At 61.8% G+C, this 16,871-nt stretch carries 13 protein-coding genes, 1 tRNA gene and 1 pseudogene; 11 read left to right on the top strand and 4 right to left on the bottom strand.

All coding sequences use genetic code 11. The features are described 5' to 3' along the window. The first annotated feature begins 95 nt into the window (after positions 1-95). From hutC to AB2N08_RS05795, 9 genes are all read left to right on the top strand, one after another. On the top strand, positions 96-836 hold the full coding sequence (gene hutC / locus AB2N08_RS05835; RefSeq protein WP_367609688.1) for a histidine utilization repressor: 741 nt from the start codon (positions 96-98) through the stop codon (positions 834-836). Positions 837-929: 93 nt separating this feature from the next. Further along, entirely contained in the window at positions 930-1,325 is a 396-nt protein-coding gene (locus tag AB2N08_RS05830) for a response regulator (protein WP_367609687.1), read from the top strand. A gap of 233 nt (positions 1,326-1,558) precedes the next feature. After that, positions 1,559-1,885 (top strand): thioredoxin TrxA, encoded by a 327-nt coding sequence (gene trxA, locus AB2N08_RS05825; protein WP_367609686.1) that lies wholly within the window; start codon positions 1,559-1,561, stop codon positions 1,883-1,885. A 148-nt stretch (positions 1,886-2,033) separates the two neighbouring features. Then, positions 2,034-3,296, top strand: coding sequence for a transcription termination factor Rho (gene rho / locus AB2N08_RS05820; protein ID WP_367609685.1), 1,263 nt, complete (start codon positions 2,034-2,036; stop codon positions 3,294-3,296). A 227-nt stretch (positions 3,297-3,523) separates the two neighbouring features. After that, positions 3,524-3,793 (top strand): type B 50S ribosomal protein L31, encoded by a 270-nt coding sequence (locus tag AB2N08_RS05815; protein WP_183556195.1) that lies wholly within the window; start codon positions 3,524-3,526, stop codon positions 3,791-3,793. A 138-nt stretch (positions 3,794-3,931) separates the two neighbouring features. Next, positions 3,932-5,650, top strand: coding sequence for an ArnT family glycosyltransferase (locus tag AB2N08_RS05810; RefSeq protein ID WP_367609684.1), 1,719 nt, complete (start codon positions 3,932-3,934; stop codon positions 5,648-5,650). Between the two features lie 267 nt (positions 5,651-5,917). Then, positions 5,918-6,385 (top strand): hypothetical protein, encoded by a 468-nt coding sequence (locus AB2N08_RS05805; protein ID WP_367609683.1) that lies wholly within the window; start codon positions 5,918-5,920, stop codon positions 6,383-6,385. 125 nt (positions 6,386-6,510) lie between these two features. After that, positions 6,511-6,595: transfer RNA gene (locus AB2N08_RS05800), tRNA-Leu, on the top strand. A 308-nt stretch (positions 6,596-6,903) separates the two neighbouring features. Further along, positions 6,904-8,226: an FkbM family methyltransferase gene (locus AB2N08_RS05795; protein ID WP_367609682.1), complete on the top strand. Its 1,323-nt coding sequence runs from the start codon at positions 6,904-6,906 to the stop codon at positions 8,224-8,226. A 495-nt stretch (positions 8,227-8,721) separates the two neighbouring features. Here the strand turns inward: AB2N08_RS05795 and AB2N08_RS05790 are convergent, their stop codons facing one another. Both AB2N08_RS05790 and AB2N08_RS05785 read right to left on the bottom strand, forming a co-directional pair. Further along, positions 8,722-9,969: a sensor histidine kinase gene (locus AB2N08_RS05790; protein WP_367609681.1), complete on the bottom strand. Its 1,248-nt coding sequence runs from the start codon at positions 9,967-9,969 to the stop codon at positions 8,722-8,724. Continuing rightward, positions 9,966-11,519, bottom strand: coding sequence for an ATPase domain-containing protein (locus AB2N08_RS05785; protein WP_367609680.1), 1,554 nt, complete (start codon positions 11,517-11,519; stop codon positions 9,966-9,968). Before AB2N08_RS05785 ends, AB2N08_RS05790 begins: the two co-directional genes overlap by 4 nt. 217 nt (positions 11,520-11,736) lie before the next feature. Between AB2N08_RS05785 and AB2N08_RS05780 the strand changes: the two are divergent. Together AB2N08_RS05780 and AB2N08_RS05775 are read left to right on the top strand one after the other, a co-directional pair. After that, positions 11,737-13,767: pseudogene (locus tag AB2N08_RS05780) on the top strand (O-linked N-acetylglucosamine transferase family protein); the annotation flags it as partial. Positions 13,768-13,959: 192 nt separating this feature from the next. Further along, positions 13,960-15,099: a DegT/DnrJ/EryC1/StrS family aminotransferase gene (locus tag AB2N08_RS05775; protein ID WP_367609856.1), complete on the top strand. Its 1,140-nt coding sequence runs from the start codon at positions 13,960-13,962 to the stop codon at positions 15,097-15,099. 46 nt (positions 15,100-15,145) lie between these two features. On the opposite strand, the gene AB2N08_RS05770 is transcribed toward AB2N08_RS05775, so the two are convergent. Both AB2N08_RS05770 and AB2N08_RS05765 read right to left on the bottom strand, forming a co-directional pair. Further along, positions 15,146-16,120 (bottom strand): hypothetical protein, encoded by a 975-nt coding sequence (locus AB2N08_RS05770; protein ID WP_367609679.1) that lies wholly within the window; start codon positions 16,118-16,120, stop codon positions 15,146-15,148. A 2-nt stretch (positions 16,121-16,122) separates the two neighbouring features. Then, the gene (locus AB2N08_RS05765; RefSeq protein ID WP_367609678.1) at positions 16,123-16,782 is read right to left on the bottom strand and encodes a class I SAM-dependent methyltransferase; all 660 of its coding nucleotides are present in this window, start codon (positions 16,780-16,782) and stop codon (positions 16,123-16,125) included. Positions 16,783-16,871: the final 89 nt, after the last annotated feature.

Here is a 16,871-nt window from a genome sequence, read left to right as displayed (position 1 = left end):
TCCCATGGCTCACGCTATGCACTCCGGGTCTTGCTTTCGAATCGCAGTGCTAGAATCTGGGCTGGTCAGACAGGCCAGGCACTTCGGAGAGAAGCTTGGAAGCACGGACCGCACACGACCAGTTGCAACAGACCGCCCCGGATAAAGCGCCCATTTTCCGGCAAATCAAGGAGTACCTGGTTGGCGAAATCGCGGCTGGGCGCTGGAAGGAAGGCGACCTGGTGCCGTCCGAACAGGCCCTTGTGCGGCTGTTCGGCGTCTCGCGGATGACAGTCAACCGCGCCGTGCGCGAACTGACCACCGAGCAGATACTGGTGCGGCGCCAGGGCTCGGGCACCTATGTCGCGCCGCAGAAGTACCAGGCCACGCTGGTCGAGATCCGCAACATCGCCGACGAAATCCGTGAGCGCGGCAAGCAGCACACCAGCCGTGTGCTGGTGCTCGAGGCCCAGGCGGCGGACGACATGCTGGCCGCCGAATTCGCGCTGGAGGCAGGCGGCACGCTGTACCACTCGCTGATCGTCCACTTCGAAAACGACGTGCCGATCCAGCTCGAAGCCCGCTGGGTCAATCCGGCCTGCGCCCCGGCCTACCTGGAACAGGATTTTTCCAGCATCACGCCCAATGAACACCTGATGGCGAGCGCCCCGCTGCAAGGCGCCACCTATACCATCGAAGCCCTGCCGGCATCGGGCGACACCGCCGGGCGCCTGGGCATCGCGCCAGGCGCGCCGTGTCTGGTGCTGCACCGGCGCACCACGTCGGCCGGCCGGATTGCCTCGGTGGCCACCATGTGGCATCCGGGCCATCTGGCGCGCTTCACCGGCAGCGTTTAGAGAATAACTATGCGTAAAGACAATAATCCATGTCACACTGAGACGGTCATGCCGAGCGACTCGTCGCCAGCACATTTACCATCAGCGACCCACATGCCCTCATCTTCGCACGCTGACAGCACGCTCCTGAACGTCCTGGTCCTGGACGACGACCCGCTGTTGCTCGAAATGATGCAAGAAATGCTGCTTGCTTGCGGGCCATGCAAGATCGTCCTTGAAACCGAAGCGCGCCAGGCGCTGGCACGGCTTGACGAGGCCTTGCCCGACGTCTTGATCTGCGACCTGATGCTGCCTGAAATGGATGGCATCGAATTCCTGCAGGCTGCAGCGGCGCAAGGGTATCAGGGCAAGGTGATCCTGATCTCGGCGCTGGAAGACGGCGTGCGTGAAGCGGCCGGCGAACTGGCGCGCGCTCTGGGATTGCAAGTGGTCGGCTCATTTCGCAAGCCCCTCGAACAAAACCAATTGAGTACGGCGCTGGCTTGTTAAGATTTTGTACAAGCGGCTAAACACTTTTTAAAAAAATGCGGTATTATTCGGCTCATTCCCCGCCTGACACCCTCTAGCCGTTCTTCCAATATTGAATTTCGCACACAGTGCCTCCACCATTGTGTAGTAACAATATTTAGCAACACAGGAAGAAACCCGGTAGCCGGTCGAGACGTTCCGCATGTCCTGTCTCCAGGCGTTAATCACAGTTACTACCTCTCATTGAGGAAACCATGAGCGAAAACATCAAACACATCAGTGACGCATCCTTTGACTCCGACGTGCTCAAATCCGAGCTGCCGGTGCTGGTCGATTTCTGGGCCGAGTGGTGCGGTCCTTGCAAGATGATTGCCCCAATCCTGGAAGAAGTAGCCAAGGAATACGGCGGCAAGATCACGATCGCCAAGATGGACGTCGACGCCAACCAGGCTGTTCCAGCCCAGTTCGGCATCCGCGGCATCCCGACCCTGATCCTGTTCAAGAATGGCGAAGTCGCTGCGCAGAAAGTCGGCGCACTGGCAAAAGGCCAACTGACCGCTTTCATCGACGGCAACATCTGATTCACCTGATACAATAAGCGGCGACGACGCGCCCGCGTTGTCGCCTCCCGGCCGGGAGGGCCCACGGCCCATCGCCACCTTCCCGCCTTGATTAACCCACGCAGTTCCCTCCCCTACCTTTTTTACCCGTCACGGGTCACCCACACACATGCATTTATCTGAACTGAAGGCGATGCACGTTTCCGCGCTGCTGGAAATGGCAATCGGCCTCGATATCGACAACGCAGCCCGCCTGCGCAAACAGGAATTGATGTTTGCAATCCTGAAGAAGCGCGCAAAAGGCGGTGAACAGATCTTCGGCGACGGCGCTCTCGAAGTGCTGCCGGACGGTTTCGGTTTCCTGCGCTCGCCTGACGCGAGCTATATGGCCTCGACCGACGACATCTATATCTCGCCGTCGCAGATCCGTCGTTTCAACTTGCATACGGGTGACTCGATCGAAGGCGAAGTGCGTACGCCTAAAGACGGCGAACGTTATTTCGCGCTGGTCAAGGTCGACAAGGTCAATGGCGAATCGCCGGAAGCCTCGAAGCACCGCATCCTGTTCGAGAACCTGACGCCGCTGCACCCGAACGAGCCGCTGCGCCTCGAGCGCGACATGAACGGCGCCGAGAACATCACCGGCCGCATCGTCGACCTGATTTCGCCGATCGGCAAGGGCCAGCGCGGCCTGCTGGTGGCTTCGCCGAAGTCCGGCAAGTCGGTCATGCTGCAGCACATCGCCCATGCAATTACTGCGAACCACCCCGACGTTACGCTGATCGTCCTGTTGATCGACGAACGTCCGGAAGAAGTGACCGAGATGCAGCGTTCGGTGCGCGGCGAAGTCGTCGCCTCGACCTTCGACGAACCAGCAACCCGCCACGTGCAGGTTGCCGAGATGGTGCTTGAAAAAGCCAAGCGCCTGGTCGAAATGAAGAAAGACGTCGTGATCCTGCTCGACTCGATCACCCGCCTGGCGCGCGCCTACAACACCGTGATCCCTGCCTCGGGCAAGGTCCTGACCGGTGGTGTCGACGCCAACGCGCTGCAGCGTCCGAAGCGTTTCTTCGGCGCCGCACGTAATGTTGAAGAAGGCGGTTCGCTGACGATCGTCGCGACCGCGCTGATCGAAACCGGTTCGCGCATGGATGACGTGATCTTTGAGGAATTCAAAGGTACCGGCAATATGGAAGTGCACCTCGAGCGTCGCCTGGCCGAAAAGCGCGTCTACCCGTCGATCAACCTGAACAAATCGGGCACCCGCCGCGAAGAGCTGTTGATCAAGCCGGACCAGCTGCAGAAAATCTGGATCCTGCGCAAGCTGCTGTACTCGATGGACGAGATCGAAGCGATGGAGTTCATCCTCGACAAGATGCGCGCGACGAAGAACAACGTGGAATTCTTCGACATGATGCGCCGCGGCGGCTAAGCCACTGCAGCGCCATGCGCAAGGCAGCCTTCGGGCTGCCTTTTTTGTTGCCTATCGCTCGATTCTGCATTGCCATCACCCGCTTCGCCGACAGCATTGCTTCCAGCCCCAAACCAATTTATAATCGCCGGTTCTGCCCAACCCTGGCAAGTGAGCGGCAATCGGGTCAAGAAGCGAGGCGACCGACGAAGTGCTGTTTGGCTACCAACTCAATAGAAAGCAAGATCATGAAAACCGAAACTCATCCAGAATACCGTGACGTCGTCTTCCACGACGTGTCGTGCGATTTCAAGTTCATCACCCGTTCGACCATCAACACCCGCGACAAGATCGAGCACGAAGGTAAAGAATACCCACTGGTCAAGATCGAGGTGTCGGCTGAATCGCACCCATTCTTCACCGGCAAGCACAAGATCGTCGACACCGCTGGTCGCGTCGAGAAGTTCCGCCAGAAATTCGGCGCAGTTGGTTCGAAGACGTCGGTCGCCAACGGCTAATTGCCAAAGTAATTCCTCGAAGCCCGTCAAGGGTTCCGTCAACAAGCCGGCAGCGCCGGTCTGTCGATGGGGCGCTTGACGGGCTTTATTTTATTCACGGCTATACTACGCGCTCATTTCTTCCCATCAGACTTATCGATGAAACCAGTCCGTCTTCCCGCCGCCGCCACCCTGGCGCTGCCCCGCTGGGCCCTGCTTGCGCTGGGCTTGCTCTACATCCTGCCAGGCCTGATCGGCCGCGACCTGTGGAAGGAAGACGCCGCCAGCTTCGGCATCATGTGGACGATGGCGCATGGCACCCTGGCCGACTGGCTGTATCCCAACATCGCGGGCCTGGCCAGCGTCGATGAAGGCCCGCTCGCGTTCTGGCTCGGCGCCCTGTGCATCAAGCTGTTCGGCTGGCTCCTTGGCGACGTGCTCGCCGCGCGCGTCTCGACCGTCGGCATCTTCGTGCTGGGCACGATGTCGCTCTGGTACACCGCCTTCCACCTTGGCCGGCGCGCCGAAGCGCAGCCGCTGCGCCTGGCCTTCGGTGGCCAGCCCGAGCCGGACGACTACGGCCGCACGCTGGGCGACACCGCTGTCCTGATCTACCTTGGCAGCCTGGGCCTGCTGCTGCAAAGCCACCTGACGCTCGCAGCGACCCTCCAGGGCGCCCTGCTGTCTTACTTCCTGTACCGCGCCGTGCGCTACGTCGAACTGGCCAGCACGCGCAATGCGGTGCTCGTGGGGCTTGCCCTCGGCGCGCTGACGCTCACGCAAGGCTTCCTGCCGCCGCTGGTGCTGATCGTGGCGCTGTTCGCCTGCACCCGCTACCTCGATCTGCCCACGCCCCGCGCGCTGCGCGACCTGGCCATCGCCGCCGGTGTCGGCTTCGGCCTCACGCTGATCTGGATCGTGCCAGCCACGGCGCTGCAGCCCTACGGCTTGTCGCCCGTCGCCGACTGGCTTGACTGGAACGCGCAGCAGATCGGCATGCCGGGCTGGCCGGCACTGAAAGCCTTTTTCCGCATCGGCATCTGGTTCTTCTGGCCGGCCTGGCCGTTTGCCCTGTGGGCGATCTGGGCCTGGCGCCGCCAGCAGATGCTGCACATCGTGCTGCCGGTGTTCTTCTTCCTGGCGCTGATGCTGCAACTGCTGGCCGACCCGTCGCCCGAGAACAGCGACTTCCTGAAAATGCTGCCGCCGCTGGCGCTGATGGCCGCCTTCGGCCTGCCGACGATGAAGCGCGGCGCGATCAACGCCATCGACTGGTTCTCGGTGATGGTGCTGACCATGCTGGGCGCGATCATCTGGCTGTTCTGGATCGCCAAGCTCACCGGCTGGCCGGCGCAACTGGCCAAGAACGCGCTCAAGCTGGTGCCTGGCTTCACGCCGGAAATCGGCGTCGTCACCTTCATTGTCGCTGCCGGCGCCAGCGTCGGCTGGGTCATGCTGGTGCACTGGCGCCTGTCGCGCCAGCCGGCAGTGCTGTGGCGCGCCGTGGTGCTGTCCTCAGGCGGCCTGATCCTGCTGTGGGTGCTGCTCATGACGCTGTTCCTGCCCGACCTGAACTACGGCAAGAGCTACGCCGGCGTGGCCCAGCAGATCGCCGCGCGCCTGCCGGCGGACACCAACTGCATCGCCACCAACGTCGGCCCGGCCCAGCGCGCCTCGCTGGCCTTTTACGGCCGCCTGCCATTCGTCACGCTGGCGGGCGGCAAGTGCGATTACGTGCTGCTGCAAGACAGCCTGCGCAACCGCCGCGACGCCACCTTGCTGCGCAAATGGAACGTGCGCGACGCCGTGCCGTTATGGGAAGGCCGGCGCGCGTCGGACCGCGACGAACGCTTCCGGCTATTCCGCCAGAAGCCATAAAGGTGTTCCGACAAGCCGCACCTTTGTGCGGCTTGTTTGTTTTCGGGCCAATGGATCGGCCAAATTCCACCTGTGCGCGGCATGTGTTGCCTTTATGAGAAGCTGTTTGCAACGGATGCGTGTTTGCGCGTGGTCAAACGCCAGCCGCTAGGCGCTCGTCACAATGTGCAAGTCAATGACGATCTTATTAATATTTGGCTGGATATTGCACCAGTTTTATTGATCAGCACGAATACGGACCCATGCAGGCCGCCAGGGGAGAGCACCATGAACAGCGTGACGTTTTCTGAAATCGAGCGCGTCCGGAATCGCCCTGGCTTCCTGCAGCGCATCGAGACCTGGCGCCAGTCGCTGCCATGGGCGCTCACGCTGCTGGCCGGCTTGCCATTACTGGTGCTGGCGCTGCACCTGATCGATCCCGATACACCGATGCCTTACCTGGTGGTGCCTGCCGTCGTCGGCGGCCTGCTCCCGATCTGCATGCTGGGGCCGGGCCGCTTCGAAATGCGCACCCGATTCGATGCGCCCCACATGCTCGAGCGGCTCGACGAAGCGCTCGCAACCCTTGGCTACCGGCGCTCGGTGGCCGACAGCACCAGCATTCGTTATTTCCGTCCGCGCCCGTGGCTGCGCGGGCAAGAGGGCGCGATCGATGTCGCGGTGAGCGAGCATGTGCTGGAGATCGTCGGCCCAATGGGGAGCTTGCGGTTGTTGCAGCATCGGATGACGTGTTAGTCGGGGGCCGAATCTGGCGGGTTGCAAACGCGACGACTAGCGCTTGACCATAGCCCGCACACCGAATTTCGCGACATACTGGTCAGCTGAGCAATCGATGTGCTAAGATGCCCGCCTGCGATTGGGCCTCTGTGGCGGAATTGGTAGACGCACTTGACTCAAAATCAAGCGCCGTAAGGCGTGCCGGTTCGATTCCGGCCGGAGGCACCACCTACTCGCATCACGCAGTCGTATCAAGCTGAAAAACCCGCCAACTTTCCAGAAAGTGCGGGTTTTTTGCTATGTAGCCTCTCCGCGCCGATGTCGTCGGATCCGGCTGGTTGCCTTCGTTTCTGGCAACTGCAATATGCGCAATTCACGCACAGTTGTTCTGAGTAAGTCATTGCCCACCTTCTATCCTCCGGCCTGAAACACCATGTGGCTGGCGCTGGTCTTTATTGCTTCGGCCGATACGACAGCGTAGGATACGGACACCGTTCATTCGCCTGCCACCCCGGTTCAGCCAATAGAGAGATTCAATGGATCATACGCTCGCATCAAATTTATTTTTAGGTAAAGCTGAAGCTGAGAATCGCATCGCGGATTTAATCAACAGTCTGGATCAGCGACCTGAATTTTTATACCCGCGCTGGCTCGACCAACATCCCACAGACCTGTTCAAAGAAAAAAAATTCATTGTCTGTGGCTCGACCAATTTAGTCGAAATAAAAGCCCTGGCATCGATCTCATCGGTTCTTGCAATCGTCGACGACAGGCTGGCGAAAACACAATCGACGCTGCTCGACATCCCGGTCATTAACACCGGTGACTGGATCGATATGGTCAAACGTGAACCCGCGATTTTGTCGCTCGTACTGGTCGGTACGCAGCCCTCAACCAGCCATTTTATAAGACAATGCCTGCAGAACGATATGAAGTACATAACGACTCTGCAGTTTCTGTTCTTGTTGGAGGCGGCAGGTGTGAAGACCCTTGGTCTGCCTGGTCGCTTCTTTACCTATGGCCTGAGCTACTTTCATTTCACCCGCGACAACATCGACAAGTTGCTGGCAACATCGAGGCTACTGGCCGACGATTACTCCCAACGCACTTTTCTCAATATGCTGTTGTATCGAATGACGCTGAACCCGATGTATATCGAATCGGTAGCCGTCGGCGCCGACGAATTGTATGGCTACAACGCGTATTTGCTTAACAAGAATTACTTGAAGCTGGGACATGATGAGGTGGTGGTTGACGCCGGAGGTTTCACGGGCGATTCCATGGAAGCGTATCTGCGTTCAATGAACGGACAGTTCGAGCACCTTTATGTTTTTGAACCATCGCGCTCGAGTTGCAAGGAGATTCATCAACGCATCCAGCGGATTCAACCACAGTACGAAAAAAACCTGAAACACGCCGTTACAGTGATTGAAAAAGGCGTTTGGGATTGCAGCACTGAATTGCATTTCAGCCCTGACTATCTATACGACTTGATTGACACGCCAACCCTGCCCGTCGGAGCGCATTTCATCGACGGTGGCCTGCGCGATGGCGCCGATATTTCGGAACGTGCCCTCGCAAAATTTGAAACGGTGCCAGTGACGACGATCGATGAAGCCACCAATCTTGACGCGACCTATATCAAATTCGAGGTGGAAGGCAGCGAACTCAAAGGTTTGCTTGGCGCAAGACAAACTATTCAGAAGAACAAACCAAAGATGGCAGTGGCGCTTTATCACAAGCCGGAAGATTTCCTGACACTTCCGAATCTGATCAACGACATGGGTATGGGTTACAAACTGGGTATCCAACATCATCAGCGTTTCATGGCCGAGACGACCTATCTCTACTGTTACTGATCATTCGAGCATACGCTCCCGAGTCGTGGTTATGGGCTGAACGGGAGCTTTCAACTGCCTGGCAAAATGCAGGCTCTCGCCTACTAGCCAATCCGCCCATAAAAGCGATGCATACTTAGCCGCCTGACATTGTTGGTCACTTACGCCAATTCGCACCCGGCTACCTGCAATACTTCCTCAGCCTGACGCACGAGAGCAGCACCGATCCTGCTACGACGCTCCCGTTAGCCACACAATAAGCGGCTCACACAATCAGGGTCAGGTCTGACATTGGACGCGAGCCCAGCTGTGATCTCGCTCGCAAGCTATTTAGCGCATGCATGGCGAGCCTGCCACCCAAGAACTGCGGCTGAGCTCGTGTCTAAATGTCAGACCTGACACCTGCTATTTTCGGCCAAAAACGTTAGGCGAGCGCGTCGGCATTGCGCTGGCCAAGGCGCAGAAGCAGTAATCGTGCAGGGCTGCCCGGCGCTTGACTAACGCGCGATGGCGCCATCAGCTTCTGCCGGCTGATGCCCCCACCGGCAACCGAATCGCAAACGTCGCCCCCTGTCCCCGGCCCGCGCTGCTGACACTGAGCGTGCCGTCGTGCAGTTCGACGATCCGGCGCGCGATATATAACCCCAATCCCAGCCCCGTGGCATTGTCGTGCTGCTGCAACTTGAACGCGCCAAACACATGCGGCAGATCGTCCGCCTCGATCCCCTGCCCGGAGTCGGCGATATCGATCTCGATCCAGCCTCCGGCGCGGCGGATGCCAATCCGGATCACCCCGCCCAGCGGCGTGAACTTCACGGCATTGAACAGCAAGTTCCAGCATACCTGCTGCAGGCGCTGGCCATCGGCCTCGAACCGGATGTCCTCGCCGTAATCGGCCGGCGTCACCTGCATCAGGATCTGCTTGGCATGTGCATGCGGCTCCACCGTCGCAATGGCTTCGCGCAGCACCTGCCCCAGAACGATGGGCTGGCGCACGATCGACATCTGCCCCGTCAGCGTGCGCGCCGCGTCGATCAGGTCGTCGACCATGCCGGCCTCTTGCCGCACGTGCACGCGCATCGACTCGAGCCCGCTGACGGCCTTGGCCGGCAGGTCGGGGATCGTGCGCAACATCAGTTCGATGCGCATCGATAGCGCCGACAGCGGCGTGCGCATCTCGTGCGAGACGGTCGCCAGGAACAGCTCGCGCGTGCGGTTCACGCGCGTCAGATCGTCGATGGTTTCGCGTTGCCGGTCGAGCGTGCTCGATAGCGTGCGCAGCAGGGTTTCATAGGTCGCCATGCGCTGCGCCGACACCGGGGCGTCAAGCCGCACTTCGCCCCACAGCAGGTGGCCCGAGACGCCGATCAGGCGCCCGATGCGCTCGCAGGCCAGGGGCGAGCTGAAGTCGGCGAAGCGCCAGCCGAACACCAGCACGCCATACACATTGCCATGCAAGAGCAGCGGCAGCGCGCGCACGCAGAAGCCCTCGCAAAATTCGCTGGCGGCAACCGCGCCGTCCCGGCAAACAGCTTGCGCCAGGCTGCGCTCGAGCGCCGTGCCGGGTCCGTCCTCGGTCCACAGCGTCGACTGCTCGGCAAGAAAGGTCGACATGCGCGACGCGGTCAGCGGCCCGATGCGGCGCACGCCGGCCGCGTCGTAGACCGACGTCACCAGCCCGGTCGCCTCGGTGAACTGGCGCAGCGGGGCGCGCCAGTCATCCCAGTCGATGGGCGGCTTGTCGGGCAGGTCGACGTTGATCACCGGTTGTGGTCGACCGGATCGTGCGTCGAGTCGGGCAAGGGTTCGCCATTGGCCACGGCTTCCTCGATCACCGGACTCTGGCGTGATGGCGAGCGCGACAGCAATCCGTAGTACGACGAGAACGGCAACTGCGGCACGGCCTGGGTATTGTCGTCGCTGTCATCCATCAAGAGCAGGCCGCCCACGCCGATGACGTATTCGCGCGTGACTTGCAGGTTGCGGCTGCCGCGTACCTTCGGCACGGCCAGCGCGCGGCGCAGCACGGTGGAGATTTCCACGTAATTGAGCAGGATGATATTGTCGACCAGGTGCGAGCCCTTGAGCTCTTCGCTGATCTGCGACACGCCCAATAGTTCCGGGCTTTCGTAGTTGAACAGCGTCGTGGCCAGGCGGTTCTTGAAGAAGCTCGCCAGCGCGTACAGGTAGTCGGCGACTTCGCTGCGGCTGGTCATCTCGTAGACGGCAATCGAATCGAACACGACGCAGTCGATGCCCTCTTTTTCCACCAGCTTGACGATACGCTCGAAGTGCACGTCAAGCTCGAGTTCGAGCGGTGACTCGTAATGGATGAACAGGTCGCCCGCATCGACCATCGCCTGCAGGTCGAAGCCCAGCGGCCTGGCGTTGCGCATCAGCTGGCGCGCGTGCTCGTCCAGGCTCACCAAGAGGGCCTTGTGGCCCTTCTTGATGGCGTCGCTCAAGAACTGCACGCTGAGCACGGTCTTGCCGGTGCCGGAAATACCGCTCACCAGGGTCACCGAACCTTTATAAATGCCGCCGTCCATCATCTGGTCGATGGCGGCCGAGCCGGTCGACAGGCGCTCTTCCGACGTCGGCTGGTCGGGCGAGATGAACGGGCGCGACTGGGCGCGGCGGTACACGTGCACGCCTTCATGCGCCTCGATGCGCATGGTGTGGCTGCCGCCGATGAAATCCTGGCCGCGCGACTTGGCCACCGTCAGGCGGCGATGCACGCGGCGGCGCGATTCTTCGAGCGTGAGCGAGATGATGGTGTCGAACACGAAGCGCTCGTGCGCCAGCACACCGCCGAGCGAGGCATCCTTTTCGGCCGTGACCATGGTGGTCACGCCAAGGCGCGTGAGGCCTTCGATCAGCAGGTGCACGTCTTCGCGGAACGGGATGTCGTTGCCTTCGGCGTACAGGCGCAGCGGCGTCAGGCCGTCGATCAGCAGGCGCTTGGCGCCCATCGCGCTCAAGGCGGCCGAGAACGCCCCGTCGCTGTTGCGAAACTCGCTCATCAGCACGGCCGGGCTGGTCTGGATGATCTTGATGCGGCCCTGGTCGATCATGCCCTGCAGGTCCCAGTCGAAGCCGGCGGCGTCGCGCAGCAGCTTGGCCGGGTCGAGCTCGAACGAGACGATGGCGCCCGGCTCGTCGAAGTCGACAGCGCCGCGATAGATGAAGCCAAGTCCCAAAGTGGTCTTGCCCGCGCCCGGCGGGCCCTCGACGAGCAGGTTGTTATTGCGTGGAATACCACCGTGCAGAATTTCGTCCAGCCCCACGATCCCTGTCTTCACCAACGCGCTCATGTACTCACCTTTTCTGCATAATGGGTCAGCTTATCATGTGTGCATGCTCCAGTCTGGCTGCCGGGGCATTCGCCCGATTCTTGACCCTGGCAAGTCCATGATCTATTGTGTTGAATGATGCTGTAGAACAATCCCGCCGTTGACCCAGCCTCGCGCGCTGGTCGTTACACCCGTATTTTTAAAGCGCTTCGATACGCAAAGGTCGCCGCCCGCATCCATGGAACAACAGCGCACTCCCCTCAGCGACGCAGTCCGGCAAATCGTCGATGAAGCACTGCAGGCCGCAGCGCACGAAACCACCAATGGCCAGCTGGATCAGGCCGAGGCGCTGTACCGCGCGGTGCTCGACCTTGCTCCAGGCCATGCCGGGGCCCACTTCGGCCTGGGCATGCTGGCGCGTCAGGCGGGCGACCTGGCCGCCGCGATCCCGCACCTGACCGAGGCCCTGCAGGGCGACACGGGACAGGAGCGCTACTGGTTCGCCTACATCGAGGCGCTGATCGCGGCGCGCCAGTTCGCCACCGCGCACGAATTGATCGCGCTCGGGCGCAGCCACGGCCTGGCCGGCCCCGAGGTCGATGCGTTCGAGCAGCAACTGGCCACGTCCGGCGCGCCGGATCCCGAGACGATCGCCGCCGCCACCGCGCTGTTCGCGTCGGGGCGAACGGGCGAAGCCGGTTACGCGGCCCATCTGCTCACCGAACAGTTCCCTCAACATCCGTTTGGCTGGAAGCTGCTCGGTGGCGTACACCATATGCAGGGCGATCTGGCCCGGGCGATCGATGCAATGCAGATCGCTGCGCAGTACGACCCCGACGATGCCGAGACGCTCAGCAACCTGGGGACGTTGCTCCAGAGCGCCGGACAACTGAGCGATGCCCTGACGGTGCTCGAGCGCGCCATCGCGCTGCAGGCCAACAGCGCGCATGCCCACAACCATCTGGCGATCACGCTGATGGAAATGGGCCGGCTGGACGAGGCGCACGCCAGCGCCAGCGCGGCGCTGGCGATCGACCCGCACCATGCGCAGGCCGGCAACTCCCTCGCCTTGATCCTGCAGCACCAGGGCCGCGCACGCGAGGCGGTCGACGCCTATCGCGCCGTGCTGGCGCGCGATCCTGCCAACACCGACGCGCACAGCAATATGCTGTTCTGCATGAGCCAGGTGGGCGGCATCGACCCGGATGCGCTGTTTGCCGAACACCGGCGCTTTGGCCACCTGCTCGCGCAACGTGTCGGCGCGCCGCGCGCCAGTTGGGACAATGCGCCCGACCCGGCGCGGCCCCTGCGCATCGGCTTTGTCTCGGGCGATTTGCGCAGCCATGCGCTGGCGGCATTCATCGAGCCCGTGCTCGCACGCCTGGCAGGCCGGGCGCAGCTGGTGCTGCACGCCTACTACACGTATCCGATCCATGACACGGTAACCGAGCGCCTGCGCGGCTACATGGCGGTGTGGCATGACGTGGCCGGCCTGGGCGACACTGCGCTCGATGCGCTGATCCGCGCCGACGGCATCGACATCCTGATCGACCTGGCAGGCCACACCGCCCACAACCGGTTGCCCGTGTTTGCACGCAAGCCCGCACCGCTGCAAGCGAGCTGGATCGGCTATCCCGGCAGCACCGGCCTGGAGGCGATGGATTATTACCTGACCGACCACCACATCCTGCCGCCCGGCCGGTACGACCACCTGTTCACGGAACAACTGGTGCACTTGCCGGTGTCGGCGCCATTCCAGCCTGCCGCCGACGCGCCCGACCTGGTCGCGCTGCCGGCGCTGGCCAATGGCTACGTCACCTTCGGCAGTTTCAACCGTCTCAGCAAGATCAGCCGGGACGTCGTCGCCGTCTGGGCAATGCTGCTGCGCGCCGTGCCCGATGCGCGGCTGCTGGTCGGTGGTTTGCCCGAGCATGGCCGCGAAGGATTGACAGACTGGCTGACGCAGGAAGGCATTGCCCAGGAGCGCCTCCAGTATCACGGGCGCGCCGGGATGGCCGATTACCTGGCCTTGCACAATCAGGTCGATATCTGTCTCGACACGTTCCCATATTCGGGCGGCACCACGACGTTGCACGCGATGTGGATGGGCGTGCCGACCCTGACGCTGGCGGGCGAGACCGCCGCCGGGCGTCAGACGGCTTGCATCCTCGAACACAACGCGCTGACGCAATTCATCGCGCACGATGCCGACGACTTCGTCGCCAAGGGCGCAGCCGCGTGTCGCGACCTGACGGCACTGGCCGCGCTGCGCGCAGACATGCGCTGGCCCTTCGCGCCCACCACCGCCGACATCCTGCTGCAGGTCACCGACAGCGTCGAACAGGCGCTGCGGCTGATGTGGCAGCGCTGGTGCGCGGGCCTGCCGGCGGCGCGTTTCGCCGTGCCGCTGCCGCCTGCGCCGGACTCGCTGGAATCGTTGCCGGCATCAGCGCCGCAAGCGATGCCGCAGCCTGCGCCGACGGCCGCACCGATCCGCGTCACCCAGCCGGACATGCCGCCGCTGGAAGACTTCATCCCCTATCTCGAACGGATCTGGGCCAGCAAGTTCCTCACCAACGGCGGCCAGTTTCACCAGCAGCTCGAACAGGCACTGTGCGACTACCTGGGCGTAGAGCACATCTCGCTGTTCGCCAACGGCACGCTGGCACTGATGACGGCACTGCAGGCGCTGGGCATCGAAGGCGAAGTGATCACCACGCCGTACTCGTTCGTCGCCACCAGCCACGCGTTGCTGTGGAACGGCCTGCAGCCGGTATTCGCCGACATCGACCCGGTCACGTTCAACCTCGATCCGGCGCGGATCGAGGCGGCCATCACGCCGCGCACCACCGCCATCATGCCGGTGCACTGCTACGGCATTCCGTGCGACGTCGAGGCGATCGAGCGCATCGCCCGCAAGCACGGCCTGAAGGTCATCTACGACGCCGCTCACGCGTTCGGTGTGCGCCAGAATGGCCAGAGCATCCTGCGCCACGGCGACCTGGCGGTGCTGAGTTTTCACGCGACCAAGGTGTTTTCCACCCTCGAGGGCGGCGCCATCGTCTCGCGCGACGCCGCCACCAAGCTGCACATCGACCGCCTGAAAAATTTCGGCATTGTCGACGAGGTGACGGTGGCCGCTGCCGGCATCAACGCCAAGATGAACGAAGTCAGCGCCGCCTTCGGCCTGTTGCAGCTGGCCGGCATCGATGCGGCGCTGGAGCGGCGCCGCGCCATCGCCGCGCAGTACCGCCACCTGCTCGGTGGCGTGGCCGGGATCACCCCCATGCCGGAAGGCGGTCACGAACCCAACTACGGTTATTTCGCCATCCTGGTCGACGACCGCTACCCGCTGGGCCGCGACGGCCTGTATCAAGTGCTGCGCGATGCCGACATTCATCCGCGCCGCTATTTTTATCCGCTGATCAGCGACTTCCCGATGTACAGCACATTGCCCTCGGCCGGCCCCGACAACCTGCCCAACGCCGCCATGGTGGCCCGCCAGGTGTTGTGCCTGCCGATCTACCCGGCGCTGGCGGCCGACGACGTCGTTCGCATCGCCGACCTGATTGCCAGAGGCGCCAAGCGCGCGTCAACCTGACGCGGTCGACCTGGCGCGGTCGACCTGGCGCCGCCGGGGTGGCGCATCAGGCGCCGAACAGCGCCGGCGTCAGGACCGCCGCGAGCAGATTGTGCGCCCCGGTATCCGGCTGGCGCAGCAGGAGTCGGTACTGGCGCTCGCCGAACGCCGTTGTCAACGCCACGTAGTCGACGATCGAGCGGGGCATGAAGCAGATTGCAGACAAGTGGCGACCGTGCGAAGCGGCCGCCACGATGGGATCGATCGATCCCGCCAACAGAATAGTGCGCTCGTCCTGTGATGCCCCTGCATCGCCGAACGGCACGAGACAGTCGCCGAGACTGCGGCGATAAAACTCGGCGCGCCCACGCAAGTCCGCGAACGCCTCATCGCTGACGCCGATCCTGAGCTTGGCGTTCGGGACGTGGAGCCTGAGCTTCAATATGGCATCCAGGAACACGCGCGGCGTGTCGAGCACGCGCAAATGCTCGAGCAAATCCCGCGTCTGCAGATCCAGCAATACATGGAAGAGCACATTGCCAGGGGTATCGTCGCGGTCGAACGCAATGAAGCGCTGCCACATCGAATGGCGGAAGATCCCATCGAGCTTGCTGGCTGTTTCGTACGATTCGGCGTCGAGGAAATGGGGATCGAAGGGGCCGGGCGCGGCTGCGCGCTTCAGGTTCCTGATGTCGCTGGCCTTGATCCCGGCCACCGGCATCGACAAGGCATCATGCCGGTCTTGCTCGATCAGGCGATCGAGGAAGTCGGGAATGCTCACGCGCTCGATACCCTGGGCCGCGAAGAATGCATCCAGCTCCGTGTGCACTTCGGAATTGGTCGACAGATCGAGCACCTGGTCGTCCGACGTAATGGCAACCCGTGCATCGTCGAAGCCGAGCACGGGAATTGCCTCGATATCCGCCAGAAGCTTTTTTGGATACACAATGCCATCGATCGCAATACGATTTAGATGGAGAAATTTTTTGAAGTAGTTCTGGTCCGGTTTCTGGAACGCCCATCCGGATGTAAAAGTTTTCATTGTCATTTCTTCTCGAATTCGAAAAACAGCGTATCGCCAGCGTCGAGGTCGAGCGCACGGTTATTGTCCAGCTGGTACGGGTAATAGAAGCGCGACATTCCATTGTCGTAGACCTGGCACGTGGTGGACACTGCGGCAATTTCGCTCAGGCCGTATTGTTCGGCAAGCGCACTCACCTCATCCGGCCGGAAGTGCTTGTAGTGCCAGATATAGCCCTGGTACGGCATCACGTTCTCGTTCGGCGCCGAAATAAACAGGCGGCCGCCCGGCTTCAATGCTTTCGCCAGGGTCCAGAAGAACGTTTCAAAATCCTTCACATGCTCCATCGACTCGAGGCTGGCGATGAAATCGAACGTCGCCTCCGGCAGTTCGAACGGGAACAGCTTTGCCGCGAAGATCACATTGGGCGCTTGCAGCTTTTGATTGGCCGTGTCGATCGCCTCCGCCGAACCGTCGATGGCGAGAATCGTTCCGTTCAATTGTTGCGCCATCAGCATGGCGCCATAGCCGGCACCGCAGAAAATGTCGGCGCCGAACAGGCAGCGATCCTGGCTGGCCATGCGGGTTGCCACATACTGATAACGCCACAGATGATCGCCGCCGATGAGATTGAGATCGAGCGACGTATATCGTTCGCCGCTTTTCAATGAATAATCTTTCATTTCCTGGCGTTGCCTTCAAGTAAATTGGATGAACTGATGCGTCGATCACGCGACATGGTGCGCATGCACGAGGCGCGCGCAGGCATGGC

Origin of the sequence: Massilia aurea, assembly GCF_040790145.1 — a bacterium.
Lineage (GTDB): Bacteria > Pseudomonadota > Gammaproteobacteria > Burkholderiales > Burkholderiaceae_D > Telluria > Telluria aurea_C.
The sequence above is the reverse complement of the archived record's forward strand: the minus strand, read 5'-3'. Positions and strand labels throughout refer to the sequence as shown.